Source organism: Streptomyces sp. NPDC006335, from assembly GCF_040612795.1.
Classification (GTDB): domain Bacteria; phylum Actinomycetota; class Actinomycetes; order Streptomycetales; family Streptomycetaceae; genus Streptomyces.
The window spans coordinates 125,588-150,804 of sequence record NZ_JBEXQX010000009.1 but is presented as its reverse complement, the minus strand read 5'-3'; the positions used below and the strand labels follow the sequence as shown (position 1 = coordinate 150,804).

The following is a 25,217-nucleotide window of genomic DNA, read 5'->3' as shown; positions in this document are numbered from 1 at the left end:
TGCCGTCTCGGGCGCCGTCACAGGTGCTTCACCCCTTCAGGGATCTCGTAGAACGTCGGGTGCCGGTACGGCTTGTCGGCGGAGGGCTCGAAGAACGGGTCCTTCTCGTCGGGCGAGGAGGCCGTGATCGCGGACGAGGGCACCACCCAGATGGAGACGCCCTCGCCGCGCCGGGTGTACAGGTCGCGGGCGTTGCGCAGGGCGAGCTCCGCGTCCGGGGCGTGCAGGCTGCCGGCGTGGGTGTGGGACAGGCCGCGGCGCGAGCGCACGAAGACCTCCCACAGGGGCCAGTCGGTGTTAGTCATGCGCGTGCCGCTCCTGTCTCGCCGGTCTGCTCCGCCGCTGACTGCTTCACCGCGGTCTGCTTCATCACCGCGACCTGCTTCACCGCTGTGTGCTTCGCCGCGTGGGCCGCGGCCGCCTCCCGCACCCAGGCGCCCTCGTCGTGCGCCCGTCGGCGCTGGGTGATCCGCTGCTCGTTGCACGGGCCGTTGCCCTTGAGGACCTCCTTGAACTCCGTCCAGTCGATCGGGCCGAAGTCGTGGTGTCCCCGCTCCTCGTTCCACCGCAGGTCCGGGTCGGGCAGCGTGAGGCCCAGGGACTCGGCCTGCGGGACGCAGATGTCGACGAAACGCTGACGGAGCTCGTCGTTGGAATGGCGCTTGATCTTCCAGGCCATCGACTGCGCGGAGTGCGCGGACTCGTCGTCGGGCGGACCGAACATCATCAGGGACGGCCACCACCAGCGGTCCACCGCGTCCTGGGCCATGGCGTGCTGCTCAGGCGTGCCCTTGCTCAGGGCCAGCAGCAGTTCGTACCCCTGGCGCTGGTGGAAGGACTCCTCCTTGCAGATGCGGACCATCGCGCGCGCGTACGGGCCGTAGGAGCAGCGGCACAGGGGAACCTGGTTGGTGATCGCGGCGCCGTCCACCAGCCAGCCGATCGCGCCGACGTCCGCCCAGGTCAGCGTCGGGTAGTTGAAGATCGAGGAGTACTTCTGGCGCCCGGAGTGGAGCTTGTCGAGGAGCTCGTCGCGGCCGGTGCCGAGGGTTTCCGCCGCGCTGTAGAGGTACAGGCCGTGCCCCGCCTCGTCCTGGACCTTGGCCATCAGGATGGCCTTGCGGCGCAGGGAGGGCGCGCGCGTGATCCAGTTCGCCTCCGGCTGCATGCCGATGATCTCGGAGTGGGCGTGCTGCGCGATCTGGCGGACCAGGGTCGCGCGATAGGCGTCGGGCATCCAGTCACGCGGCTCGATGCGCTCGTCGGCGGCCACGGCGGCGTCGAAGACGCGCTGGTACGCGGTGGTGTCGCCGACGGCGCCCGCGGCGCCGTACGTCTGTGTGCTCGCCGTCTGATGCGCGGCTGCTGTCGCCATGAGGCCCCCTCGACCTGGGCTTCGCCGGAATCTGCTCCCGACCGATCGTTCGGTTCGTGCGATTCCATGGTGTGCCGGGCGCCGTAAGGTGTCAACCGCTGTGGAAAACCCACGGGACAGCCTGTGGAAAACCCGGGCGGAAGTGAGCACGGCCACGGTGGGGCCCTCCGGCAGGGGCTGTGCGGGGCGGTCGGGGCTGAGTACCGTGCCGGTGCGAGCCACCGCGGCGAGGCGGGTGCGGGCACCGGCCACCGGTCGCCGCCGCCTCCCGCGGCCGAGCGGCGGTGGACGGACCGGAATCGGGAACGGGGCGGAATGGACGCGTACGACGGAGGCTCGAACGCCCGGCGACGACCGGGCGCCACGAGCGAGCCGGGCGGTGCCCCCGAGCCGGAGAGCCAGCCGGTCAAGCCGGACGGCCGGGAAGCGCCGGGCGAGCCGGAAGCGCCGAACGGTCCAGTCGTGCCGAACGGTCCGGACGTGCCGGACGTGCCGGGCAGGCCGGGCGAGCCGGAGGGTCAGGAACCGCCGGGCGGTCCGGAAGCGCCGGGTGTGCCGGACGCGCCCGTCGACTCGCGGGAGCCGGCCCCCGCGCCGGACCGTGCCCCCGCCGACGCGCCGTCGACCACGCACGCTCCGTACGCCGAGCCCACCGACCCCCGCCCCACCGACCCCCGTCCCTCCGGCACCCGCCACCACAGCGACCCCCACCCCACCCACCCCGCCGAGATACGCGCGCCCGCCCCGCCCCCGGCCGGCGTCGCCGCCCTGTCCCTGCGCTACCAGATCGCTGTCGTCCTGGCGCTCGCCGTCGTGGCTGTCGTCGTCTGTGTGCACATCGGGATGGTGTTCCTGCACGTCGCGCCGTCCAACACGGTGACCAAGCAGCACGGCAGGGCGATCGACGACTGGGTCTACCCGGAGTTCGAGCAGAACTGGAAGCTCTTCGCGCCGAACCCCCTCCAGCAGAACATCGCGGTGCAGGTCCGGGCCCGGATACGGACCGCCGACGGCGGCAGCCGTACGACCGGCTGGTACGACCTGTCCGCCCAGGACGGCCGAGCCGTCGACGGCAACCCGCTGCCCAGCCACACCCAGCAGAACGAACTGCGCCGCTCCTGGGACCTCTTCGTCGCCACGCACGGCGCCGACAACCGCCCGGTCGGCCTGCGCGGCACCCTGTCCGAGACGTATCTCCGCCGCATCGTGGTGCTGCGGCTGGAGCGCGACCACGTGAGCCCGCGCACCGACACCCTCGTGAGCGTCCAGGTCCGCTCCAGGACCTCCAACGTGCCGCCGCCGAAGTGGAGCGAGGAGAAGGTCTCCGTGCAGCCGGTCTACCGCGAGCTGCCCTGGTGGGCCGTGACGGCGGACGACAGAGAGGGGAGCGCCCGGTGAACCGATTCGCCCTGGCGGTGTCCCACGGCATCGCCCGCGTCACCGAGGCCGCCCTGGGGCCGTACCAGACCGCGATGATCCGTGTCGGGTTCAGCGCGACCTGGCTGCTGTTCCTGCTGCGCGAGTTCCCGCACCGCCAGGAGCTGTACGGCCCGGACGGTCCGTGGAGCTGGAACCTCGCCGAACAGTTGATCTCGCTCAACGGCGCGTTCACGGCCCTGATGTGGTCGGACGGCCGGTTCTGGTTCGAGACGGTCTATGTGCTCGCCGTCGCCTCCAGCCTTCTGCTGCTGCTCGGCTGGCGCACCCGCGCGATGTCCGTGCTCTTCATGGTCGGCGTGCTCTCGCTCCAGAACCGCAGCGTCTTCATGGGCGACGGCGGCGACAACGTCCTGCACCTGATGTGCGTCTACCTTGTCTTCACGCGCTGCGGCCAGGTCTGGTCGCTGGACGAGCGGCGGGCCCGGCGCACGCGGGAGGCACACGCGCGTGGAGAGCACGTCGTGGACCGCGTCGGCCCGGCCCTGTGGGTCGTCCTCGGACTCGCGCTGGTGTCGGCGGCCTTCCTGGACAAGCTGAACGGCGACCGGCTCGTCCCGGCGCTGCTGTGGACCCTGTGGCTGGCGCAGGCCCTGTGGTGGGCGGTCGGACGGTTCTCCCGGTCCGGACAGTCACGGATCACGCTCGACGTCATCGCCAACGTCGTCCACAACGGCGCCCTGCTCGTGATCATGGCCGAGGCCTGTCTCATCTACGCGACGGCGGGCTGGTACAAGATCCAGGGCTCCCGCTGGCAGGACGGCACCGCCGTCTACTACCCCCTCCACCTGGAGTCCTTCTCGCCGTGGCCGGCCCTCGCCGACCTGCTGTCGGCCAACGGCGTCATGGTGATGCTGGTGACGTACGGCACGGTCGCCGTGCAGGTCGCCTTCCCGTTCACGCTGTTCAACCGGCGGGTCAAGAACGTCCTGCTGGCCGCGATGATCACCGAGCACGCCGTGATCGCGGTCGTCCTCGGCCTGCCGTTCTTCTCGCTGGCGATGATCGCCGCCGACTCGGTCTTCCTGCCGACGTCGTTCCTCCGCCGACTCGGCGCCGGGTCCGCACGCGTGCGTGCGCGGCTGTGGGCGCGGCTCACGATCGGGGACCGCCCGGGGCCCGGGTTGCTGGGCCAGCGCACTCCGAAGGGGCAGCGGGCTTCCGGTCGGCCCGGTTCCGCGAAGACCCTGTGGCCCGCCGACCGCCCGGGCGACCCGGAGAACCCCGAGAACCCCGATCACCGGCACGTAGGCTTCCCCGCATGACCGGTCCCGATCCCGTGAGCCTGTGGCGCCGGCTCGCCGACACCTCCGTGCTGCTCGACGGCTTCCACGCCCTCAAGCACGCCGTGCGCTTCGGGGCCGAGGTCCCGGTGGCGGTCGCCGTGGACCGGGGCGCAGCGCTCGCCCTGGCCGAGGAGCTGGCGCCGGACGTACGGGACACCCTGGACGCGCTGCTCGTGCAGGTCCCGGAGTCGGCGTACGCGTCCCTCGTGCCGCGCCCGCATCCCACCGCGGTCGCGGCCCTGGCCGTACGGCCGCCCCGGGCCGCCAGTCTGGAGAGGCTGGCGCACACACCGCGCGCCGCCCCGGTCGTGGTCCTCGACAATCCGCGCAACCTCGGCAACGCCGGGGCCGTGATCCGGCTGGCCGCGGGCTTCGGGGCGACCGGTGTGGTCACGACGGGCACGCTCGACCCCTGGCACCCGACCGTCGTGCGCGGTGGGGCGGGCCTGCACTTCGCGACCGCGGTGGAGCGCCTGACGGTCGCCGAACTGCCGGCCGGCCCGGTGTTCGCCCTGGATCCGGAGGGCGACGACATCCGGGGGGTGAAGCTCCCGGACGACGCCGTCCTCGCGTTCGGCTCCGAGCGCAGCGGGCTGTCGCCGGAACTACGCGCGCGTGCCGATCATCTGGTGTCGCTGCCGATGCGCCCCCAGGTCTCCAGCTACAACCTGGCGACGAGCGTGGCCATGACGCTGTACCACTGGAGCCTGGGCGGCACTGTCTAGGCCTCCCGGCGCACCTCGACCACCCGGAAGCGGTTGGCGACGAACGCCCCGTCGCACAGCGCGGAGTTGGCGGCCGGGTTGCCCCCGGAGCCGTGGAAGTCGGAGAACGCGGCCGTCTGGTTGACGTACACCCCGCCGACCAGGTTCAGCGACAACTGCGCCGCCTCCTCCAGACAGACCTCCTGGACGGCCTGCTCGACCTCCTCGTCGGTGGTGTACGCGCCGACCGTCATCGCGCCCTTCTCGCGGATCGTGCGCCGCAGCAGCTCCACCGCGTCGGCCGCCGAGTCGACCGCGACGGCGAAGGAGACGGGCCCGAAGCACTCGCTCATGTAGGCGGCCTCGTCGTCCGGCTTGGCCCCGTCCAGCTTGACGACGACCGGGGTGCGCACGACCGCGCCCGGGAACTCCGGGTTGGTGATCTCCCGCGAGGCCAGGGCGACTTCGCCCAGCCCCGCCGCGGCCTCCAGGCGCGCCTTCACGTCCGGGTTGACGATCGCGCCCAGCAGCGCGTTCGCGCGCGCGTCGTCGCCGAGGAGGCCGTCGATCGAGCGGGCGAGGTCCGAGACCACCTCGTCGAAGGTCTTGGGGCCCTCGTCGGTGCGGATGCCGTCGCGGGGGATGAGCAGGTTCTGCGGGGTCGTGCACATCTGGCCGCTGTACAGGGACAGGGAGAAGGCCAGGTTGGAGAGCATCCCCTTGTAGTCGCCGGCCGACTCCACGAGCACCGAGTTGACGCCGGCCTTCTCCGTGTAGACCTGCGCCTGGCGGGCGTTGGCCTCCAGCCAGTCGCCGAACTCCGTCGAGCCCGTGTAGTCGATGATCCGGATCTCCGGGCGGGTGGCCAGGGTCTTCGCGATGCCCTCACCGGGGCGCTCGGCGGCGAGCGCCACCAGGTTCGGGTCGAAGCCGACGTCGCGCAGGACGTCCCGCGCCACCTGGACCGTGAGCGCCAGCGGCAGCACCGCGCGCGGGTGCGGCTTCACCAGAACCGCGTTGCCGGTGGCCAGGGAGGCGAACAGGCCCGGATAGCCGTTCCACGTCGGGAAGGTGTTGCAGCCGATGACCAGGCCGATCCCGCGCGGGACCGGCGTGAAGCGCTTGGTGAGCGCGAGCGGGTCGCGCTTGCCCTGCGGCTTGGTCCACTCCGCGGTGTCGGGCGTGCGGACCTGCTCCACGTACGCGTACGCCACCGCCTCCAGGCCGCGGTCCTGCGCGTGCGGGCCGCCCGCCTGGAACGCCATCATGAACGCCTGGCCGCTGGTGTGCATGACCGCGTGCGCGAACTCGTGGGTGCGGTCGCTGATCCGCTTGAGGATCTCCAGGCACACCACCGCGCGCATCTCCGCGCCCGCGTCCCGCCACGCCTTCTGGCCCGCCTTCATCGCGGGCAGCAGCACGTCCACGTCCGCGTGCGGGTACTCGACGCCCAGCTCGATGCCGTACGGCGAGACCTCGCCGCCCACGAAGCCGTCCGTGCCGGGCTGGCCGAGGTCGAGGCGGGTGCCCAGCAGGGCGTCGAAGGCGGCCTTGCCCGCCGCCGTGTCCAGGCTGCCGCCCTCGCCGTAGGCCTTGGGGTGCTCCGGATGCGGGGACCAGTACGCGCGGGTGCGGATGGTTTCGAGCGCCTGGTCGAGGGTGGGCCGGTGCTCGGCGATCAGCTGGTGGGCGGTCAGTTCGGCGGCCATGCGGGACCAACTCCTCGTCTTTCGAACTCTTCGTCGAGCTCATGACCTGGGCAGAACATGGGCAGGAACAGCCAGACAGAGCTAGAGTAACCGAACGATCGGTCGGGACAAGGGGGTCCGCCGCATCTGTGGAAAACCCCGTGCGGGAGGATCGCGCACATGACAGGACTCGACCTCAGCAGCCCCGTGGCCGTCGTCGGCACCGGCACCATGGGCCAGGGCATCGCCCAGGTCGCGCTGGTCGCCGGGCACCCCGTGCGGCTCTACGACGCCGCACCGGGCCGTGCCCGGGAGGCGGCCGACGCGATCGGCGCCCGCCTTGACCGGCTCGTCGAGAAGGACCGGCTCACCGCCGCCGACCGGGACGCCGCGCGCACCCGTCTCGTGGCCGCCGAGCACCTCACCGACCTCGCGGACTGCACCCTGGTCGTCGAGGCGGTCCTGGAGCGGCTCGACGTCAAGCAGCAGCTCTTCAAGGAGCTGGAGGACGTGGTGGGCGAGGACTGTCTGCTCGCCACCAACACCTCCTCCCTGTCGGTGACGGCCATCGCCGGCGCCCTGCGCCACCCGGGCCGCTTCGTCGGCCTGCACTTCTTCAACCCCGCGCCCCTGCTGCCGCTGGTGGAGGTCGTCTCCGGGTTCGCCACCGAGGTCTCGTCGGCCACGCGCGCGTACGAGACGGCACGCGCGTGGGGCAAGACGCCGGTCGCCTGCGCGGACACCCCGGGCTTCATCGTCAACCGCATCGCGCGGCCCTTCTACGCCGAGGCGTTCGCGGTCTACGAGGCCCAGGGCGCCGAGCCCGCCACCATCGACGCGGTCCTGCGCGAGTGCGGCGGCTTCAAGATGGGCGCGTTCGAACTGACCGACCTGATCGGGCAGGACGTCAACGAGTCCGTGACGCACTCCGTGTGGCGCGCCTTCTTCCAGGACGTGCGCTTCACGCCCTCGCTGGCCCAGCAGCGCCTGGTCGAGTCGGGCCGGCTCGGCCGCAAGAGCGGGCGGGGCTGGTACGACTACACGGACGGCGCCGAGCGCGACGAGCCGCACACCGCGGAGCCGGCCCAGGCGCCCGCCTACGTCGTGGCCGAGGGCGATCTGGGCCCCGCGTCCGAACTGCTCGCGCTGATCCGCGAGGCGGGCATCCAGGTCCGTGAGGACGAGGAGGACCACGGCACCCGTCTGGTCCTGCCGAGCGGCGGGCAGCTCGCGCTCGCCGACGGGCAGACCTCGGTGGAGTTCCGGGACGTCGTCTACTTCGACCTCGCGCTCGACTACCGCAGGGCCACCCGCATCGCGCTCTCGGCCTCCCAGGACACCTCGCAGCAGACGCTCTCCGAGGCCGTCGGACTCTTCCAGGCGCTCGGCAAGGCCGTCAGCGTCATCGGGGACGTGCCCGGCATGATCGTCGCCCGTACGGTCGCCCGGATCGTCGACCTCGCGCACGACGCCGTCGCCAAGGGCGTGGCCACCAAGGAGGACATCGACACCGCCATGCGGCTCGGGGTGAACTACCCGCTGGGCCCCTTCGAGTGGAGCCGCAGGCTCGGCCGCAACTGGGCCTACGCCCTCCTCGACGACCTGCACCTGCGCGACCCGTCCGGCCGGTACGCGCCCTCGCTCGCGCTGTACCGGCACGCGTACGCCTCCGACAAGCGGGAGGGCAGCACCTCATGACGACCGCCAAGCGCGACACGTACACGCCCGAGACGCTGCTGTCCGTCGCCGTCCAGGTCTTCAACGAGCGGGGCTACGACGGCACCTCCATGGAGCACCTCTCCAAGGCGGCGGGCATCTCCAAGTCGTCGATCTACCACCACGTGTCCGGCAAGGAGGAGCTCCTGCGCCGGGCCGTCAGCCGGGCCCTGGACGGCCTCTTCGGCATCCTCGACGAGGAGCACGCGCGTGTGGGACGCGCCAGCGAGCGCCTGGAGTACGTCGTGCGGCGCATGGTCGAGGTGCTGATCGCCGAGCTGCCGTACGTGACCCTGCTGCTGCGGGTGCGCGGCAACACGGACACCGAGCGCTGGGCCCTTGAGCGCCGCCGCGACTTCGACCACCGGGTCGCCGAACTCCTGAAGGCGGCCGCGGCCGACGGCGACGTGCGCGGCGACGTGGAGGTACGCCTCGCGACCCGCCTGGTCTTCGGAATGATCAACTCCATCGTGGAGTGGTACCGCCCGGACGGCCGGGGCATGAACGAACGCGAAGTGGCGGACGCGGTGGCCCAGTTGATCTTCGGGGGCCTGCGCAGGGCTTCCTGAGGCCATCCGCGGCGACGACCCCCTCGCACGGACCCGGCCCCGCTACCCGCAGGACGGCGAGAGGGTCCGGAACCGCTTGCCCGCGGGGCCGTCACCGCCGGGGTTTGCAGGAGCCTCTCACCGGCACATCCCGGCGACCGCCAACCGCTGCCGTCAGGCTCGACGGCTCCGCCCTCGGCCGGTCGCTCGGCCTCCGGCAGGCGGGTTGCCCGGTCGAATTCCTTCGACCCAGGGGTCAGCCCTGCGGTTCCAGGTCCTCCTCCTCGAAGACCAGCAGGGTGCGCGTGCTGAGGACCTCCGGGATCGCCTGGAGGCGGGTGAGGACCAGTTCGCGCAGGGATCTGTTGTCCGGCGTGTGGACGAGGAGCAGCACGTCGAAATCGCCGCCGACCAGCGCGATGTGCGAAGCCCCGGGGAGCTGTCTGAGCTGTTCGCGGACCGTGCGCCAGGAGTTCTGGACGATCTTCAGGGTGATGTACGCCGAAGTGCCCTGCCCGGCGCGCTCGTGGTTGACACGGGCGCCGAAGCCGCGGATGACGCCGTCCTCGACGAGCCGGTTGATCCGCGCGTAGGCGTTGGCCCGGGAGACGTGCACCCGTTCGGCGACCGACCGTATCGACGCGCGGCCGTCCGCCTGGAGCATCTGGAGGATGTCCTGATCGATGGCGTCGAGCGGACGCGGGGGTGGAAGGGGGGTGCCGCCCTCCGCGCCTTCGGCCATTTGTTCAGGTGCCATGTCCCCCCGCCTCCCTACCATGGACGTACTGCGTCCATCTCAGGCTGTGCAGAACCGTTTGTCCACAGCCTGAGGGGGCCTGTAGCCAAAATGTGCCGACGACCGAACAATCGGTAGGTGAGGCGCCTCACACCCGTGGTGCGCCACCAGCCGCTCCCACGAGGAGGTGCCGTCATGACGGTCATGGAGCAGCGTGGCGCGTATCGGCCATCGCCGCCGCCCGCCTGGCAGCCCCGCACGGACCCCGCGCCCCTGCTGCCCGACGCGCAGCCCCATCGCGTCCTCGGCACCGAAGCGGCCGCGCAGGCCGACCCGGCCCTGCTGCGCCGGCTGTACGCCGAGCTGGTGCGTGGCCGCCGCTACAACACCCAGGCCACCGCCCTCACCAAGCAGGGCCGCCTCGCCGTCTACCCCTCCAGCACCGGCCAGGAGGCCTGCGAGATCGCCGCCGCGCTGGCCCTTCAGGAGCGCGACTGGCTCTTCCCCAGCTACCGCGACACCCTCGCCGCCGTCGCCCGCGGCGTGGACCCCGTCCAGGCGCTCACCCTCCTGCGCGGCGACTGGCACACCGGCTACGACCCGCGCGAGCACCGGGTGGCCCCCCTGTGCACCCCCCTCGCCACCCAACTCCCGCACGCCGTCGGCCTCGCGCACGCCGCCCGCCTCAAGGGCGACGACGTGGTCGCGCTCGCCATGGTCGGCGACGGCGGCACCAGCGAGGGCGACTTCCACGAGGCGCTGAACTTCGCCGCCGTCTGGCAGGCCCCGGTCGTCTTCCTGGTCCAGAACAACGGCTTCGCGATCTCCGTCCCGCTCGCCAAGCAGACCGCGGCCCCGTCGCTGGCCCACAAGGCCGTCGGCTACGGCATGCCCGGCCGTCTGGTCGACGGCAACGACGCGGCCGCCGTGCACGAGGTCCTCACCGCCGCCGTACGCCACGCACGCGCGGGCGGCGGACCCACCCTGGTGGAGGCGATCACCTACCGCGTGGACGCCCACACCAACGCCGACGACGCGACCCGCTACCGCGGCGACGCCGAGGTCGAGACCTGGCGCGGACACGACCCGATCGCCCTCCTGGAACACGAACTGACCGAACGCGGCCTGCTCGACGAGGCCGCCATCGACGACGTGCGCCAGGACGCCGAGGACTTCGCCGCCGGACTGCGCGAGCGCATGAACCAGGACCCGGCCCTCGACCCCATGGACCTGTTCGCCCACGTCTACGCCGAGCCCACCCCGCAACTGCGCGAGCAGCAGGCCCAGTTGCGCGCCGAGCTCGAAGCCGAGCACGACTCCCACGGGGGTGCGCACCGATGACCACCGTCGCCCTCAAGCCGGCCACCATGGCGCAGGCTCTCACGCGCGCGCTGCGCGACGCGATGGCGGCCGACCCCACCGTGCACGTCATGGGTGAGGACGTCGGCACCCTCGGCGGGGTCTTCCGGGTCACCGACGGACTCGCCAAGGAGTTCGGCGAGGACCGCTGCACGGACACCCCGCTCGCCGAGGCGGGCATCCTCGGCACGGCCGTCGGCATGGCGATGTACGGGCTGCGGCCGGTCGTGGAGATGCAGTTCGACGCCTTCGCGTACCCGGCGTTCGAACAGCTGATCAGCCATGTGGCGAAAATGCGCAACCGCACGCGCGGCGCGATGCCGCTCCCGATCACCATCCGGGTCCCCTACGGCGGCGGCATCGGCGGGGTCGAGCACCACAGCGACTCCTCCGAGGCCTACTACATGGCGACACCGGGCCTCCACGTCGTCACGCCCGCCACCGTCGCCGACGCCTACGGACTGCTGCGCGCCGCCATCGCCTCCGACGACCCGGTCGTCGTCCTGGAGCCCAAGCGGCTGTACTGGTCGAAGGACTCCTGGAACCCGGACGACCCGCAGAGCGTTGAACCGATAGGCCGCGCGGTGGTGCGGCGCTCCGGCCGGAGCGCCACACTCATCACGTACGGGCCGTCCGTACCCGTGTGCCTCGAAGCCGCCGAGGCCGCGCGGGACGAGGGGTGGGATCTCGAAGTCGTCGACCTGCGCTCACTGGTGCCGTTCGACGACGACACGGTCTCGGCCTCGGTGCGGCGGACCGGGCGGGCGGTAGTCGTGCACGAGTCGGGCGGGTTCGGCGGACCGGGAGGGGAGATCGCGGCCAGGGTCACGGAGCGCTGCTTCCACCATCTGGAGGCGCCGGTGCTGCGTGTGGCCGGGTTCGACATCCCCTATCCGCCGCCGATGCTGGAGCGTCACCACCTGCCCGGCGTGGACCGGATCCTGGACGCCGTCGGGCGTCTGCAATGGGAGGCGGAGAACTGATGGCGCAGGTCCTGGAGTTCAGGCTGCCGGATCTCGGCGAGGGCCTGACCGAGGCGGAGATCGTCCGCTGGCTGGTGGAGGTCGGCGACGTCGTCGCGGTCGACCAGCCGGTCGTCGAGGTCGAGACGGCCAAGGCGATGGTCGACGTCCCCTGCCCCTACGCCGGTGTCGTCACGGCCCGCTTCGGCGAGGAGGGCAGCGAACTCCCGGTGGGGTCGCCCCTCATCACGGTGGCGGTGGGGGCCCCGGCGTCCGCGTCCGACGCCGACGCCCAGAGCGGGGGCTCGGGGAACGTCCTGGTCGGGTACGGCACCTCCGAGGCACCCGCCCGCAGGCGCAGGGTGCGCCGCGATCAGCAGGTCCCCGTGCCGGTGAACGGCCGGTCGGCACCTGCCGAGGTGGTCGAGGGCCCCGTCCCCGTGATCTCCCCGCTGGTCCGCCGCCTCGCCCGCGAGAACGGCCTCGACCTCAGGGAGCTCACCGGCTCCGGCCCCGACGGACTGATCCTGCGGGCCGACGTCGAGTACGCGCTGCGCGCCGCCGCCTCCCAGACGCGCCCGGCACCGGCCGCCACGGCACCGGCCGCCGCCCCGCAGACCCCGGCGACAGCCCCCGCCACCACCCCCGCGGGGACCCGGGTCCCCCTCAAGGGCGTCCGGGGCGCGGTCGCCGACAAGCTGTCCCGCAGCCGGAGCGAGATCCCCGACGCCACCTGCTGGGTGGACGCCGACGCGACGGAACTCATGCGCGCGCGTGCCGCGATGAACGCGGCCGGCGGACCGAAGATCTCCCTGCTCGCACTGCTCGCCCGGATCTGCACCGCCGCCCTCGCCCGCTTCCCCGAGCTCAACTCGACGGTGGACACGGCGGCCAGGGAGATCGTGCGACTGGACGCCGTGCATCTGGGGTTCGCCGCGCAGACCGAGCGCGGACTGGTCGTACCGGTCGTGAAGGACGCGCACGCGCGGGACGCCGAATCGCTGTCCGCGGAGTTCGCCCGGCTGACCGAGGCGGCCCGCACCGGCACCCTCACCCCCGCGGACCTCACGGGCGGCACCTTCACGCTGAACAACTACGGCGTGTTCGGTGTCGACGGCTCCACGCCGATCATCAACCACCCCGAGGCGGCCATGCTCGGCGTCGGCCGCATCGTCCCCAAGCCGTGGGTGCACGAGGGAGAGCTGGCGGTGCGCCAAGTCGTCCAGCTCTCGCTCACCTTCGACCACCGGGTCTGCGACGGCGGCACCGCGGGCGGCTTCCTGCGGTACGTGGCGGACTGTGTGGAACAACCGGCGGTGCTGCTGCGCACCCTGTGACCGCGGCACCCCCGCACGGCGATCACGGCCCGGCCCCGCCCATCGCGTCACGGCCCGGCCCCGCCCATCGGGTCACAGGTCGGCACCCGCCCATCGTGGTCACGGGCCGGCCCCCGGCCACCGCGAGCGCGCGTCAGCCGCCGCCCATCGAGGTCACGGCCCGGCCCCTGCCCATCGTGGTCACGGGCGGGCCCCCGCCCACCGCGAGCGCGCGTCAGCCCCCGCCCACCGTGGTCACGGGCCAGCACCCGCCCCCGCGGTTACAGGCCGTCCCCCGCCACCCGCGATCGCGCGCCGGCCCCCGCCCACCGCGATCCCGGCCCCGCCGCACGTTCCCTGTGATCGCCACGGCACGCATACTCAGGGGGTGACCTCGTACGAGCCCCCACGCGACCCGGACGCCGGCCCTGTGTACGACGTGGTCGTGCTCGCCGGGGGTGCCGCCCGGCGGCTCGGCGGCGCGGACAAGCCCGGTGTGCGGGTGGGCGGACGCGCCCTGCTCGACCGCGTCCTCGCGGCCTGCGCCGACGCGGGCACCACCGTCGTCGTCGCCGACCCCCGCCCGACCGCCCGGCCGGTGATCTGGGCCCGCGAGGACCCGCCCGGCGGCGGTCCGCTGGCCGCCCTGGACGCCGGTCTGCGGCACACCACGGCGCGGTACGTCCTGGTGCTCTCCGCCGACCTGCCCTTCCTCCAGGAGGGCACCGCCCGCCTGCTGCTGACCGTCCTGCGCACGGGCGGCGCCGACGGCGTGCTGCTCACCGACGCCGACGGCCGCGACCAGCCGCTGGTGGCCGCGTACCGCACCCCCTCGCTGCGCCACGAACTCGCCTCACTCACGAAGGAGCACGGCGCTCTCACCGGCCTTCCGCTGCGCCGGCTGACCGCCGCGCTCGATCTGACCCGCGTCCCCGACCCCGTCGCGTCCTTCGACTGCGACACCTGGGACGACATCGCCACCGCCAGGGCACGCATCAGGGAGCATGGGCACGTGTTGGATGAATGGATTTCCGCAGTCAAGGACGAGCTGGGGATCGACCTCGATGTCGACACCGGCGTGCTGCTCGACCTCGCCCGTGACGCCGCGCACGGCGTGGCCAGGCCCGCGGCTCCGCTGACCACCTTCCTCGTCGGCTATGCCGCCGCACAGGCGGGCGGTGGTCCCGAGGCGGTCGCCGAGGCCTCCCGCAAGGCCGCGGCGCTCGCCGTGCGCTGGGCGGAGGAGGCCGACGGCAAGACCGATGCCGCTCCCGACGGGGCCTCGGACAACCGTCCGGACGCCGGATGACCGCCCGGTCCGTACGCACCGGCGACCACGCCGACCGCGCCGGCTCCGCCGCAGACGCCGACGATCTCGACGTCGAGGAGGCACTGGCCCTGGTGAGAGAGGACCACGGCACCGGGCAGCACGGGGGCCATCGCCCTCCCGGGCCCCCGCCCCAGGGCTCCGGCCGGGCAGCCGAGCCGGACGCGCATCACCGGGCGACCCCCTGGCCCGAGGCCCGGGCCACCGCTGCCCGGGCCGCCCGCGCGGTCACCCGCGGCAGCGGCCGCACCCCCGTCTCCGTACGGCTGGAGGCCGCTCTCGGCCTCACGCTGGCCGCCCCTGTCGACGCCCTCACCGACCTCCCCTCCTTCGACACCTCGGCCATGGACGGCTGGGCGGTCGCGGGGCCCGGCCCCTGGGCCGTACGGGACGAGGGCGTGCTGGCCGGGCACGCCGAGCCCGTGCCCCTCACCGACGGCGAGGCGGTCCGGATCGCGACCGGCGCGCGCGTCCCCCCGGACACCACGGCCGTTTTGCGCAGCGAGCACGGGCAGACCGACGAGAAGGGACGGCTGCACGCCACCCGGGAGGTCGTGCACGGCCAGGACATCCGGCCGCGCGGCCAGGAGTGCCGCAGCGGCGACCAGCTCCTGCCGCCCGGCACCCTCGCCACCCCGGCCGTCCTCGGTCTGGCCGCGGCCGCCGGATACGACACCCTCGCCGTCGTCCCCCGCCCCCGCGTCGAAGTCCTCGTCCTGGGCGACGAGTTGCTCACCGAGGGCACCCCGCGCGACGGCATGATCCGGGACGCCCTCGGCCCGATGCTCCCGCCCTGGCTGCGCGCGCTCGGTGCCGAGGTCACCGCCGTACGCCGACTCGGTGACTCCGCCGCGGCCCTGCACAAGGCGATCACCAGGTCCGAGGCCGACGTGATCGTCACGACCGGCGGCACCGCGGCCGGGCCCGTCGACCACGTCCACCCCGTCCTCGGCCGCATCGGCGCCGAACTCCTGGTCGACGGCGTCAAGGTGCGCCCCGGCCACCCCATGCTGCTGGCCCGCACCAAGGAGAACCAGCACCTCGTCGGCCTGCCGGGCAACCCCCTCGCCGCCGTCTCCGGCCTGCTCACGCTAGCCGAACCGCTGCTGCGTACCCTGGCTGCCCGCCCGGCCCCGGAGCCGTACACGCTGCCCCTGAGGGACGAGACCCACGGTCACCCGTACGACACCCGGCTCGTCCCGGTCGTGCTGCGCGGCGACAGCGCGATCCCGCTGCACTACAACGGACCGGCCATGCTGCGGGGCATCGCGGCCGCCGACGCCCTCGCCGTCGTACCGCCCGGGGGAACCCGGCCGGGGCAGGAGGCCGAACTGCTCGACCTGCCCTGGGCGTCCGCCGGAATCGGGGTGTGTTTCACGTGAAACTTCCGGGCCATGACGCGATCGCCCGACAGGCGGACGAGCATCTCGTGACCCACAAGGTGAAGTTGCCGCGCAAGGTGGTGGAGCATCCGTTCCGCCAGGTAGCCAAGCGGGTGCTGATGGCCCTGCTGGTCCTCGCGGCGACCGCCCTGATCGTCTACTTCGACCGTGACGGCTACAACGACAACTCCGACAAGTCGGTCGACTTCCTCGACTCCTGGTACTACGCGACCGTCACCCTCTCCACCACCGGATACGGCGACATCACCCCGGTCAGCGATGCCGCCCGGCTCACCAACATCTTCGTCGTCACGCCCCTGCGCGTGCTGTTTCTGATCATCCTGGTCGGCACCACGCTCGAAGTTCTCACCGAACGCACCCGGGAGGAATGGCGACTCAACCGCTGGAGGTCCACCTTGCGCGACCACACCGTCGTCATCGGCTTCGGCACCAAGGGCCGGTCCGCGATCCAGACCGTCTGCGCGACGGGGCTCAAGAAGGAACAGGTCGTGGTGGTCGACCCCAGCGGCAAGGCGATCGACGCCGCGACCGCCGACGGCTACGCGGGCATCGTCGGCGACGCCACCCGCAGCGAGGTGCTCAAGCGGGCCGAGGTGCACAGGGCGCGGAAGATCATCATCGCCACGCAGCGCGACGACACGGCGGTCCTCGTGACGCTGACCGCCCGCCAGCTCAACAAGGGCGCCAAGATCGTGGCCGCCGTGCGTGAGGAGGAGAACGCGCCGCTGCTCAAGCAGTCCGGCGCCGACGCCGTCATCACCAGCGCCAGCGCGGCCGGCCGGCTCCTCGGTCTGTCGGTGCTCAGCCCCGCCGCCGGCATGGTGATGGAGGACCTCATCCAGCAGGGCAGCGGCCTGGACATCGTCGAACGGCCGGTCATAAAGGCCGAGGTGGGACGGAAGCCGAGGGAGACGGACGACCTGGTGGTGAGCGTTCTGCGCGGGCACCGGGTGCTCGGCTACGACGATCCGGCCGTCGGGACGCTGGAGCTGACGGACCGGCTGATCACCATCGTGCGGGCGACGCCGGGCACCCAGGTGGCACCCGACGCCCGCCCGCTTCCGCCCATGCCCTCGCAGTGATCACTTGCGGTTGTAGAGCCGCATCGTGACCGGGCCGAAGACCGCGACGAACAGGCCGGCCCACCCCAGCGACCAGGCGATCTCGTCGGCGGGCCAGTCGCCCGCCATGAGTTCGCGCACGGCCGAGGACAGATGGGTGATCGGGCTGTTGTTGACGAAGGCCTGGAGCCAACCCGGCATGGTCTTCGGATCGACGAAGACGTTGGACAGGAAGGTCAGCGGGAAGATCACCATCATGCTGACGCCCATCACGGACTTCTCGGTCCGCAGCAGCAGCCCGAACATCGTCCAGATCCACGAGAACGCGAACGAGAAGACCACAAGGAGCGCGATCCCGGCGACCACACCGCCGACCCCGCCGTCCGGGCGGTAGCCCAGGATCACGCCGACGGTGAGCATCACGACGGACGCGATCGTGTAGCGCAGGGCGTCCCCGAGCAGATAGCCGACCATCGTCGACGGCCGCCAGATGGGCAGCGATCGGAAACGGTCGAAGACGCCCTTCTCGATGTCGGTGTTGACCGAGACACCGGTGTACATCGTGATCATCACGACCGACATCACCAGGATGCCCGGCAGCAGGAACTGGATGTACTCCTTCGGGGACCCGGCCAGAGCGCCCCCGAACAGGTACGTGTACATCAGCACCATCATGATCGGGAACGCGGTGACGTCGAAGAGCTGCTCCGGCACGTGCTTGATCTTGAGGATCGCCCGCCAGCCGAAGGTCAGCGAGGCCGACAGCGCGCTCGGACGCGGCGGCCGCTCCCCGGTGACCAGCAGCGCGGCCAGCGACTCGGCGCTGACGGGAGCGAGATCCTGGGCCTCGGTCTGTGTCGCGGTGCTCATGCCGCCACCTCGTCCTTGTCGTCGCGGGAGCCATGGGAGCCATGGGAGCCGTGGGAGCCGCTGGAGTCGCGGGCCTCGTGCGTGTCGTGCCCGGTGAGGGCGAGGAACACCTCGTCCAGACTGGGCTGGCCGAGTGAGAAGTTGTCGACGGTGATGCCGGTGCGGGCCAGTTCGGCGAGGGCGCGGGAGGCCTGTTCGGCGGCCGTGTCCCCGGCTGCCGTGGCGAGCCGGGCCGTCAGCGCGACCGAGTCCGGTTCGAGCTGCACCTGGGCGTCCAGGGCCCGCCGTAGGATCTCCGCCGCCTCGGGCCGCTGCCCGCCGTCCCGCAGGCGCAGGTGTACGGTCCCGGCGCCCACGGAGGCCTTCAGCTCGCCCTTGGTGCCCTCGGCGATCACCCGGCCCTGGTCGATGACGGCGATCCGGGAGGCGAGCTGGTCGGCCTCGTCCAGGTACTGCGTGGTCAGCAGCACGGTGGTGCCCTGGGCGACGACCGCGCGCACGATGTCCCAGACCTGGTTGCGGCTGCGCGGATCGAGGCCCGTGGTCGGCTCGTCGAGGAAGAGCAGATCGGGGGTGTTGAGGATGGACGCGGCGATGTCGATACGGCGCCGCATGCCACCGGAGTAGTGCTTGACCTGCTTTCCGGCCGCCTCCGAGAGACCGAAGGCCTCCAGGAGCTGCCCGGCACGCTCGCGTGCCGCCTTCTTGTGGTGGCCGAGGAGACGGCCCAGCAGGACCAGGTTCTCGGCGCCGGTGAGGTCCTCGTCGACGGAGGCGTACTGGCCGGTGAGACTGACGCGGCCGCGGACCTCGTCGGCCTCGCGGACGATGTCGTGGCCGAAGACATGGGCCTCGCCGCCATCGGGCCGCAGGAGGGTGGCGAGCATCTTCACGGTGGTGGTCTTGCCTGCGCCGTTCGGGCCGAGGACGCCGTAGACCGTGCCGGCCGGCACCGCGAGGTCGACTCCGTCGACGGCCCTGGTCTCGCCGAACGTCTTCACGAGGCCGGCGGTCTCGATCGCCAGGGCTGACGTGTGCTGGCTCATGGGCGGGGTTCCTTCCGCGTGCTTGGGCTACGCATGGGGAGACCTTTACCGTCGCGCAAACTCATCGGTCGCGCACAGCGATTTTCGCGGGAACCGGTCCAAGGACGCGGACCGCGCGGGACCGGGGACCCAGGAGGGGCGGAGCACCGAGGGTCCGGAGCACCAGGAGTAGCGTCGGGCGCATGTATGCGATCACGATTCCCGAACCCGGTGGGCCCGAGGCGCTGGTCTGGAACGAGGTGCCGGACGCCGTCGCCGGCGAGGGCGAGGTGCTGGTCGAGGTGGTGGCCGGGGCCGTCAACCGCGCCGACATCCTGCAACGGCAGGGCTTCTACAACCCCCCGCCCGGCGCCTCCCCCTACCCCGGCCTGGAGTGCGCGGGACGGATCGCCGCGATCGGCCCCGGTGTCTCCGGCTGGTCCGTCGGCGACGAGGTGTGCGCGCTGCTCGCGGGCGGCGGATACGCCGAGAAGGTCGCCGTCCCGGCCGGACAGCTCCTGCCCGTCCCCAAGGGCATCGACCTGAAGCAGGCGGCCGCGCTGCCCGAGGTGGTCTGCACGGTCTGGTCGAACGTCTTCATGATCGCCCACCTGCGCCCGGGCGAGACCCTGCTGGTGCACGGCGGCTCCAGCGGCATCGGCACCATGGCGATCCAGCTCGCGAAGGCCGTGGGCGCCAAGGTCGCGGTGACCGCGGGCACACCGGAGAAGCTGGAGCGCTGCGCCCAGCTCGGCGCGGACGTCCTGATCAACTACCGGGAACAGGACTTCGTGGAGGAGATCGGGAAGGCCACCGACGGGGCGGGCGCCGACGTCATCCTCGACAACATGGGCGCGAAGTACCTCGACCGCAACGTCAAGGCCCTCGCCGTCAACGGCCGGCTCGCGATCATCGGCATGCAGGGCGGCGTCAAGGGCGAGCTGAACATCGCCGCGCTGCTGAACAAGCGCGCCGCGATCAGCGCCACCTCGCTGCGGGCGCGGCCGCCGGCCGAGAAGACGGCGATCGTGGCGGCCGTACGCGAGCACGTGTGGCCCCTGGTGGACGCCGGGCGCATCCGGCCCGTCGTCGACCGCGAGCTCCCGATGAGCGACGCGGCCGCCGCACACCGGGTCGTCGAGGAGAGCGGCCACATCGGCAAGGTCCTGCTGGTCACGCCGTAGGTCCTCCGGCACGGCCCTACCCGCGCCGCAGCCGCAGCGCGAACAGGCCGAGCCCGAGTCCCGCTCCGACCAGCACCAGCCCGGTGCCGAGCGGCAGGATGAACACCCTGGGCCCGGCCACCGGCCGCTGGGCGGGGTGGGACGGCCGCGCCACGGCGGTCCGCGGGGGCGGCTCCGACACGGCGGTGAGGTCACCGTCCCCGGAGTCCGTCGCTCCGGGGTCGCTCACCCCGGTGTCCGTACCCTCCGTGTCCTCCGCCGCCGGCTCCTCCCGCCGCCCCGGCCGCTCCCGCCCCTCACCCGCACGGCTCCCGGCGCGGGAGGGAGTGGCGGCCGACGGGGAGGGCGCGAGGGAGGCCGAGGGCGAGGCCCGCTCCGGGCCGTGGCCGCGTGCGGAAGGCGAGCGGACGGCGGACGGGGAGGCGGGGTGCCGCGGCCCACGGGCCGACGTCGGGCTCGACGGGAGCCCGGTGGCGTACGGTCCCGGGCTCTTCCTCGGTGCTGTGCGGGCCGGCACCGGGTCCGAAGACCGCGGGGCAGCGGCCGATGGACTCGCGGGCCCGCGCCGGGGCCCCGGAAGGGACATCGAGTCAGCTGTCCGCCGGTCGGGCGCGCTCGCCGTGACGAGCGGCGTCAGCTCGGTGCCGTACGCCCGCTCGGCCTGCGGCAGGACGGTCGCGCTCGAGCCCACCACGATCGCCAGAACCGTCGCGCGGAGCCAGAAAGTCACGGGACAAGACTGGCATTTCGCCCAAGAAGCGGCATTCCGGGTGGCTCCATGGGGGCGATCTGCTTCCGGAGCGGTGGATCAGCACACAGTGGGGGCACCTCAGTGGTGAGGTGTACGCGTGCGAGAGAATGGCGGCATGGAGATGCCGAGGAACGAAGGTTCGCCGGAAAGTCCCCAGATCCTGGTCGTGGGCCAGGACGGGATGGCACTGGGCGGCGGGGGTGACGACGAATCCCGCGAGGTGCCGGTCACGGAGATGGTCGAGCAGCCCGCGAAGGTCATGCGGATCGGCAGCATGATCAAGCAGCTTCTCGAAGAAGTGCGCGCGGCTCCTCTCGACGAGGCCAGCCGGGCCCGGCTCAAGGAGATCCACCACAGCTCGGTGAAGGAGTTGGAGGACGGGCTCGCCCCCGAGCTCGTGGAGGAGCTGGAGCGGCTCTCCCTGCCCTTCAACGAGGAGGCGACCCCCAGCGACGCGGAACTGCGCATCGCGCAGGCCCAGTTGGTGGGCTGGCTCGAGGGCCTCTTCCACGGGATCCAGACCACCCTGTTCGCCCAGCAGATGGCCGCGCGGGCCCAGCTCGAGCAGATGCGCCGCGCCCTCCCGCCGGGCGTCGGCGGCCAGGAGGACGGCATCGACCCGCGCGCGGGCGGCCGCTCGGGCGGACCGTACCTGTAACCCCCGACGGAGAAGGGCCCGGCAGCCGACGCTGCCGGGCCCTTCGTGTCGTGGGCGGGAGGTCGCGGGCGGGTGGGTCGCGCGGGCGGGAAATCGCCGGTGGGAAGCGCTCGTTCGGGTTCCTTTTCCGTGGCGGGCCCGTGCCCGGTCGGCGCCCTGGAGACCGGCGGCGTGACCTTGGCCACGGAGCCCCCTTTCCGGGCCCGCCGTCCCTGCGGCGGCGACGCGTCCGTGAAGTGCCCGTTCCGTGACCGTAAGCGAAAGAAAGGTCGTGCGGGCGTTACAGCGGCCACACGGCCGGTACACAGAATTTGCACGCCGAGGCGTAGTACAGGTTTGATGGCCGGTCCGTCTCGGGCCGGTCCCCGGGCGCATCCCGGACCGGCGGCTTGCGCGAAGGCTGTAGCGTGGCCGACGGAGACCGTAACAACACCGCGCGCACCGCGGGCAGAAACGACGGCGAGGACCGATGGCACAGCAGCAGCGCGCTCAGGGCCCGTCCGACCCCGAGGCGACTGGCGGCGGAATGTCAGATGCGCCGGAGCTGTGGGGTAACGGCGGACTGGTGGGGGACGGCCGATATCGGCTGACCCGCAGACTCGGCCGGGGCGGAATGGCCGAGGTGTTCGCGGCCGAGGACGTACGGCTCGGCCGGACCGTGGCGGTCAAGCTGCTGCGCGCCGACCTCGCCGAGGACCCGACCTCCAAGGCCCGCTTCACGCGCGAGGCCCAGTCCGTGGCCGGCCTCAACCACCACGCGATCGTCGCCGTGTACGACTCCGGCGAGGACTTCGTGGGCGGCCAGTCGGTGCCGTACATCGTCATGGAGATCGTCGAGGGACGGACGATCCGCGATCTGCTCCTCAACGCCGAGGCGCCGGGGCCCGAGCAGGCCCTGATCATCGTCTCCGGGGTCCTGGAGGCGCTCGCCTACTCGCACCAGCACGGCATCGTGCACCGTGACATCAAGCCCGCCAACGTGATCATCACGCACAACGGCGCCGTCAAGGTGATGGACTTCGGCATCGCCCGCGCCCTGCACGGCGCGTCCACGACGATGACGCAGACCGGCATGGTCATGGGCACCCCGCAGTACCTCTCCCCGGAGCAGGCCCTCGGCAAGGCGGTCGACCACCGCTCCGACCTGTACGCGACGGGCTGTCTCCTCTACGAACTCCTCGCGCTGCGGCCCCCGTTCACCGGCGAGACCCCGCTGTCCGTCGTCTACCAGCACGTCCAGGACATCCCGACGCCTCCGTCGCAGGTCTCCGACGCCGTCCCGCCGGAACTCGACGGCCTGGTCATGCGCTCGCTCGCCAAGGAGCCGGACGACCGCTTCCAGACGGCCGAGGAGATGCGCGGGCTCGTCCAGTACGGCCTGCAGATGCTGTACGACCAGGGCGGCCACACCGGCACCTGGAACACCGGCCCGGTGACGGCGCACGACGGCCGCGGCGCGGCCGCCGCGGGCTTCGCGAGCACCAGCGTGCTGCCGCACCCCGGCGCCGCCTCCGGCACCACCCAGATCCCGCAGCAGATCCTGCCCTCCGGTTACGGCGGCGGGGACGACGGCGGCTTCGAGGGACACGGCAACCGGGGCAGCGGCCGCGGCAAGCTGTGGATCCTCGCCGTCCTCGCGGTGATCGCCGTCGCGGCGGGCGTCGCCCTCGCGCTCAACGGCGGCGGTGGAGGCGGCGGCGGTGGCGGCACCGGCAAGTCCGTGTCGCCGACCACCTCGAAGAGCACCGACGACCAGACGGCCAGCGAGACGCCGAGCGACGAGGCGACGAGCGAGGAGACCGACACCTCCACGGACGACAACGGCAGCTCGGGCGGCTCCGGCTACACACCGTCCTGGACGCCGTCGTACACGCCCTCCTACACGCCGTCGCCCTCCGCGACGCAGCCGTCCGAGACGGCGCCGGAGCCCTCGGACACGCCGGAGCCGACGGACACGGCACAGCCCACCGACACGGCGGACCCGACCGGCAACCTCGTCGGGGGTTCGGACGGCGGCGGAGAAGGCGGCGACTCCTGAGCGGCTGAACCGCCGACCGCGACACTCCACGCGCGCGTGGCCCCGGGAACGGGCGCCACGCGCGCGTGCTGTTTTGCGAGCCCCGCGTTTGTGAGACCCCCATGTCCCCCGGGCCCCCGCGTCAGCCCACGAACGCGTCGCACACCGCGTCGTACTCCCGCGTCCACCACACCACCAGCGCCGAGGCCGCCGGGAACTGGGGGTCCGCGCGGGTGTCGCCGCGCTCGTAGTGCCAACGCAGCATCCAGAAGTCGTTGAGGCGCTCCCACCACACGCGGTGCACGGCCGCCGCGAGCTCCGAGGGCGTGGCTCCCGCCGTACGCCGGTACGCGCGCGCGTAGGACCGAACCTTCGGCAGGTCGAGTGTTCCCGCGGGCCGTACGAAGAAGATCGCGGCGGCGCGTACGGCCTCCTCGGCGCGGGGCTTCACGCCGAGCCGGTCCCAGTCGACGATCGCCGCGGGGGCGTCGCCCCGGTAGAGCAGGTTGAAGGGGTGGAAGTCCCCGTGCACCCAGCCCACCGGTCCGCCGTGCGGAGGCCGCCGGCCCACGTGCTGTTCGAGCAGGGCCCGCCGCTCCAGGAGCCGGTGCCGGGCCAGCTCGTCGAAGGAGTCGGCGGGCCGGTGCCGGCGCACGCGCGCGAGGAGGTCGTCGATGAGGGCGAAGGTGGCGGCGGGGTCGGCACCGGCGTCGACCGTGGCCCCGTCGGGGGGCGGGGTCTCGGCGTACGGCCTTTGCGCACGGGAGCCGTCGGCATGCGCGGGGGCGGGTCCGCTCGGCGCGTGCGGCTCGGGGTCGGGGGCGCTTTCCTCGGGCCGTACGCCCCCGGCTGCCCGCGCACCCTTTCCCGCCCGCTCGCACCCCTGCAACGGCATCACCCGCTCCAGACTCGCGTGCACCACACCCAGCAGTGCTCCCAGGCGGCCGCACTGCTCGGCGGTGAGCTGGGCGCCGTGGCGGTGGCGGCCCTCGATCCAGGGGTGCAGGGCGTAGGCGTGGCCGCCGACGACCGCGACCGTACGGCCGTCGTGCGCGGGGAAGGGCGGGGCGACCGGGACGCCGAGGGCGGCGAGGCGCTGGGTGGCCCGGTGCTGGCGGGCGATCGCCTCGGGGGCGGCCGTCTCGGGGTCGAAGTGGTGCTTGAGGAAGTAGCGGCCGCGGGTCGTGCGGAGCCGGTAGCCGCGGTTGAGGAGGCCCTGGTCGACGGGATCGCAGGCGAGGGCGGATCCGGCGGCGTACTGGCGGAGGAGGGCGCCCAGCGGGGGCGCGTGAGGCATGAGGGGTGGTACGGGAGAGCGCGGCACGCGCCAGATGCTAGGGCACGAACCAGGGCCGTGAGCTGGGCGTTGTCACAGCCAGTCACAGAGCGCCACAGTAAGTCGCGCTCGGTCTCCTTCGGTCATGGCCGGCGTCAGACGCTGCCCGGTCGCCACGCCCGACGAACGTCAAAAGGTCGGCGAGGAGGAATACCCTGTTTTTCCTTCTTCTCCTGCTCGGCAAGTCGAACCCCATAAGTCTTCCGGTGACCTGGGTAGACGGGATAACGTGCCGTTGCTCCGGCCTCCTGCAAGGCTGTGACCAGCACCCCTTCGGCCCTTTTCCGATTTACTTGGAAATCCAAGCAAAATCGCAGGTCAAAGGGGGTTTCACAGAAATGTGGAGCACTGGGTAACGTGATTCTTGCAGGGCGCTCGCCGGGGCACCTGTCACGCCTGTTCCGGCCGAGTGGCACCCACCCCGTGCACGGGTGTCGGCAACAGGTGAGCCGCACTGG

22 protein-coding genes are annotated in these 25,217 nt (G+C 72.5%); 14 read left to right on the top strand and 8 right to left on the bottom strand.

What is annotated here, in order from left to right; all coding sequences use genetic code 11:
• Positions 1-17 precede the first annotated feature (17 nt).
• Positions 18-305, bottom strand: a complete 288-nt coding sequence (gene paaB, locus ABZ098_RS25010) for a 1,2-phenylacetyl-CoA epoxidase subunit PaaB (RefSeq protein WP_020119451.1) — start codon at positions 303-305, stop codon at positions 18-20.
• On the bottom strand, positions 302-1,375 hold the full coding sequence (gene paaA, locus ABZ098_RS25005; protein WP_356594658.1) for a 1,2-phenylacetyl-CoA epoxidase subunit PaaA: 1,074 nt from the start codon (positions 1,373-1,375) through the stop codon (positions 302-304). The genes paaB and paaA overlap by 4 nt, the downstream gene beginning before the upstream one ends.
• Positions 1,376-1,690: 315 nt before the next feature.
• Between paaA and ABZ098_RS25000 the strand changes: the two genes are divergently transcribed.
• Genes ABZ098_RS25000 through ABZ098_RS24990 form a run of 3 tightly spaced genes read left to right on the top strand, consistent with a single transcriptional unit; the run spans position 1,691 to position 4,823 of the window.
• Positions 1,691-2,773 carry a DUF5819 family protein gene (locus ABZ098_RS25000; RefSeq protein ID WP_356594656.1) on the top strand — a complete coding sequence of 361 codons (1,083 nt, stop codon included), beginning with the start codon at positions 1,691-1,693 and terminating at the stop codon, positions 2,771-2,773.
• Positions 2,770-4,077 carry an HTTM domain-containing protein gene (locus ABZ098_RS24995; RefSeq protein ID WP_356594654.1) on the top strand — a complete coding sequence of 436 codons (1,308 nt, stop codon included), beginning with the start codon at positions 2,770-2,772 and terminating at the stop codon, positions 4,075-4,077. Before ABZ098_RS25000 ends, ABZ098_RS24995 begins: the two co-directional genes overlap by 4 nt.
• The gene (locus ABZ098_RS24990; protein WP_356594652.1) at positions 4,074-4,823 is read left to right on the top strand and encodes a TrmH family RNA methyltransferase; all 750 of its coding nucleotides are present in this window, start codon (positions 4,074-4,076) and stop codon (positions 4,821-4,823) included. Before ABZ098_RS24995 ends, ABZ098_RS24990 begins: the two co-directional genes overlap by 4 nt.
• Here the strand turns inward: ABZ098_RS24990 and paaN are convergent.
• Entirely contained in the window at positions 4,820-6,511 is a 1,692-nt protein-coding gene (gene paaN / locus ABZ098_RS24985; RefSeq protein WP_356594650.1) for a phenylacetic acid degradation protein PaaN, read from the bottom strand. The genes ABZ098_RS24990 and paaN overlap by 4 nt on opposite strands.
• Positions 6,512-6,670: 159 nt before the next feature.
• Between paaN and ABZ098_RS24980 the strand changes: the two genes are divergently transcribed.
• Both ABZ098_RS24980 and ABZ098_RS24975 read left to right on the top strand, forming a co-directional pair.
• The gene (locus tag ABZ098_RS24980; RefSeq protein ID WP_356594648.1) at positions 6,671-8,188 is read left to right on the top strand and encodes a 3-hydroxyacyl-CoA dehydrogenase; all 1,518 of its coding nucleotides are present in this window, start codon (positions 6,671-6,673) and stop codon (positions 8,186-8,188) included.
• Positions 8,185-8,775, top strand: coding sequence for a TetR/AcrR family transcriptional regulator (locus ABZ098_RS24975; protein ID WP_053851619.1), 591 nt, complete (start codon positions 8,185-8,187; stop codon positions 8,773-8,775). The genes ABZ098_RS24980 and ABZ098_RS24975 overlap by 4 nt, the downstream gene beginning before the upstream one ends.
• A 235-nt stretch (positions 8,776-9,010) precedes the next feature.
• On the opposite strand, the gene ABZ098_RS24970 is transcribed toward ABZ098_RS24975, so the two are convergent.
• Positions 9,011-9,496, bottom strand: coding sequence for an Lrp/AsnC family transcriptional regulator (locus ABZ098_RS24970; protein ID WP_053851618.1), 486 nt, complete (start codon positions 9,494-9,496; stop codon positions 9,011-9,013).
• Positions 9,497-9,685: 189 nt separating this feature from the next.
• Here ABZ098_RS24970 and pdhA point away from each other — a divergent pair, with 189 nt between their 5' ends.
• From pdhA to ABZ098_RS24940, 6 genes are all read left to right on the top strand, one after another.
• Complete coding sequence (gene pdhA, locus ABZ098_RS24965; RefSeq protein WP_356594646.1) at positions 9,686-10,831, top strand: pyruvate dehydrogenase (acetyl-transferring) E1 component subunit alpha; 1,146 nt, start codon at positions 9,686-9,688, stop codon at positions 10,829-10,831.
• A complete protein-coding gene (locus tag ABZ098_RS24960; RefSeq protein ID WP_356594644.1) occupies positions 10,828-11,832 on the top strand; it encodes an alpha-ketoacid dehydrogenase subunit beta in 1,005 nt (334 codons plus the stop codon). The genes pdhA and ABZ098_RS24960 overlap by 4 nt, the downstream gene beginning before the upstream one ends.
• Positions 11,832-13,148, top strand: coding sequence for a dihydrolipoamide acetyltransferase family protein (locus ABZ098_RS24955; protein ID WP_356594642.1), 1,317 nt, complete (start codon positions 11,832-11,834; stop codon positions 13,146-13,148). The genes ABZ098_RS24960 and ABZ098_RS24955 overlap by 1 nt, the downstream gene beginning before the upstream one ends.
• Positions 13,149-13,515: 367 nt before the next feature.
• Positions 13,516-14,436 carry an NTP transferase domain-containing protein gene (locus tag ABZ098_RS24950; protein ID WP_356594640.1) on the top strand — a complete coding sequence of 307 codons (921 nt, stop codon included), beginning with the start codon at positions 13,516-13,518 and terminating at the stop codon, positions 14,434-14,436.
• Positions 14,433-15,836, top strand: coding sequence for a molybdopterin molybdotransferase MoeA (locus tag ABZ098_RS24945; protein ID WP_356594638.1), 1,404 nt, complete (start codon positions 14,433-14,435; stop codon positions 15,834-15,836). Before ABZ098_RS24950 ends, ABZ098_RS24945 begins: the two co-directional genes overlap by 4 nt.
• A complete protein-coding gene (locus ABZ098_RS24940) occupies positions 15,824-16,939 on the top strand; it encodes a potassium channel family protein (protein WP_356594636.1) in 1,116 nt (371 codons plus the stop codon). The genes ABZ098_RS24945 and ABZ098_RS24940 overlap by 13 nt, the downstream gene beginning before the upstream one ends.
• On the opposite strand, the gene ABZ098_RS24935 is transcribed toward ABZ098_RS24940, so the two are convergent.
• Both ABZ098_RS24935 and ABZ098_RS24930 read right to left on the bottom strand, forming a co-directional pair.
• Complete coding sequence (locus ABZ098_RS24935) at positions 16,940-17,788, bottom strand: ABC transporter permease (protein ID WP_356594634.1); 849 nt, start codon at positions 17,786-17,788, stop codon at positions 16,940-16,942.
• On the bottom strand, positions 17,785-18,834 hold the full coding sequence (locus ABZ098_RS24930) for an ATP-binding cassette domain-containing protein (RefSeq protein WP_356594632.1): 1,050 nt from the start codon (positions 18,832-18,834) through the stop codon (positions 17,785-17,787). Before ABZ098_RS24930 ends, ABZ098_RS24935 begins: the two co-directional genes overlap by 4 nt.
• Before the next feature lie 182 nt (positions 18,835-19,016).
• Here ABZ098_RS24930 and ABZ098_RS24925 point away from each other — a divergent pair, with 182 nt between their 5' ends.
• A complete protein-coding gene (locus ABZ098_RS24925) occupies positions 19,017-19,997 on the top strand; it encodes an NAD(P)H-quinone oxidoreductase (protein WP_356594630.1) in 981 nt (326 codons plus the stop codon).
• Positions 19,998-20,013: 16 nt separating this feature from the next.
• Here the strand turns inward: ABZ098_RS24925 and ABZ098_RS24920 are convergent, their stop codons facing one another.
• Positions 20,014-20,226 carry a hypothetical protein gene (locus tag ABZ098_RS24920; protein ID WP_356594628.1) on the bottom strand — a complete coding sequence of 71 codons (213 nt, stop codon included), beginning with the start codon at positions 20,224-20,226 and terminating at the stop codon, positions 20,014-20,016.
• Positions 20,227-20,863: 637 nt separating this feature from the next.
• Between ABZ098_RS24920 and ABZ098_RS24915 the strand changes: the two genes are divergently transcribed.
• Positions 20,864-21,406 (top strand): bacterial proteasome activator family protein, encoded by a 543-nt coding sequence (locus tag ABZ098_RS24915; RefSeq protein WP_356594626.1) that lies wholly within the window; start codon positions 20,864-20,866, stop codon positions 21,404-21,406.
• Positions 21,407-21,875: 469 nt separating this feature from the next.
• Positions 21,876-23,444 carry a protein kinase gene (locus ABZ098_RS24910; protein WP_356594624.1) on the top strand — a complete coding sequence of 523 codons (1,569 nt, stop codon included), beginning with the start codon at positions 21,876-21,878 and terminating at the stop codon, positions 23,442-23,444.
• 121 nt (positions 23,445-23,565) lie between these two features.
• Here the strand turns inward: ABZ098_RS24910 and ABZ098_RS24905 are convergent, their stop codons facing one another.
• Positions 23,566-24,720 carry a phosphotransferase gene (locus ABZ098_RS24905; protein ID WP_356594622.1) on the bottom strand — a complete coding sequence of 385 codons (1,155 nt, stop codon included), beginning with the start codon at positions 24,718-24,720 and terminating at the stop codon, positions 23,566-23,568.
• Between the last annotated feature and the right edge of the window lie 497 nt (positions 24,721-25,217).

Coding starts and splice junctions, on each gene's coding strand:
- paaB (WP_020119451.1), bottom strand. CDS start 305: ATGACTAACACCGACTGGCCCCTGTGGGAGGTCTTCGTGCGCTCGCGC.
- paaA (WP_356594658.1), bottom strand. CDS start 1,375: ATGGCGACAGCAGCCGCGCATCAGACGGCGAGCACACAGACGTACGGC.
- ABZ098_RS25000 (WP_356594656.1), top strand. CDS start 1,691: ATGGACGCGTACGACGGAGGCTCGAACGCCCGGCGACGACCGGGCGCC.
- ABZ098_RS24990 (WP_356594652.1), top strand. CDS start 4,074: ATGACCGGTCCCGATCCCGTGAGCCTGTGGCGCCGGCTCGCCGACACC.
- paaN (WP_356594650.1), bottom strand. CDS start 6,511: ATGGCCGCCGAACTGACCGCCCACCAGCTGATCGCCGAGCACCGGCCC.
- ABZ098_RS24980 (WP_356594648.1), top strand. CDS start 6,671: ATGACAGGACTCGACCTCAGCAGCCCCGTGGCCGTCGTCGGCACCGGC.
- ABZ098_RS24975 (WP_053851619.1), top strand. CDS start 8,185: ATGACGACCGCCAAGCGCGACACGTACACGCCCGAGACGCTGCTGTCC.
- ABZ098_RS24970 (WP_053851618.1), bottom strand. CDS start 9,496: ATGGCCGAAGGCGCGGAGGGCGGCACCCCCCTTCCACCCCCGCGTCCG.
- pdhA (WP_356594646.1), top strand. CDS start 9,686: ATGACGGTCATGGAGCAGCGTGGCGCGTATCGGCCATCGCCGCCGCCC.
- ABZ098_RS24960 (WP_356594644.1), top strand. CDS start 10,828: ATGACCACCGTCGCCCTCAAGCCGGCCACCATGGCGCAGGCTCTCACG.
- ABZ098_RS24955 (WP_356594642.1), top strand. CDS start 11,832: ATGGCGCAGGTCCTGGAGTTCAGGCTGCCGGATCTCGGCGAGGGCCTG.
- ABZ098_RS24945 (WP_356594638.1), top strand. CDS start 14,433: ATGACCGCCCGGTCCGTACGCACCGGCGACCACGCCGACCGCGCCGGC.
- ABZ098_RS24935 (WP_356594634.1), bottom strand. CDS start 17,788: ATGAGCACCGCGACACAGACCGAGGCCCAGGATCTCGCTCCCGTCAGC.
- ABZ098_RS24930 (WP_356594632.1), bottom strand. CDS start 18,834: ATGAGCCAGCACACGTCAGCCCTGGCGATCGAGACCGCCGGCCTCGTG.
- ABZ098_RS24925 (WP_356594630.1), top strand. CDS start 19,017: ATGTATGCGATCACGATTCCCGAACCCGGTGGGCCCGAGGCGCTGGTC.
- ABZ098_RS24915 (WP_356594626.1), top strand. CDS start 20,864: ATGGAGATGCCGAGGAACGAAGGTTCGCCGGAAAGTCCCCAGATCCTG.
- ABZ098_RS24910 (WP_356594624.1), top strand. CDS start 21,876: ATGGCACAGCAGCAGCGCGCTCAGGGCCCGTCCGACCCCGAGGCGACT.
- ABZ098_RS24905 (WP_356594622.1), bottom strand. CDS start 24,720: ATGCCTCACGCGCCCCCGCTGGGCGCCCTCCTCCGCCAGTACGCCGCC.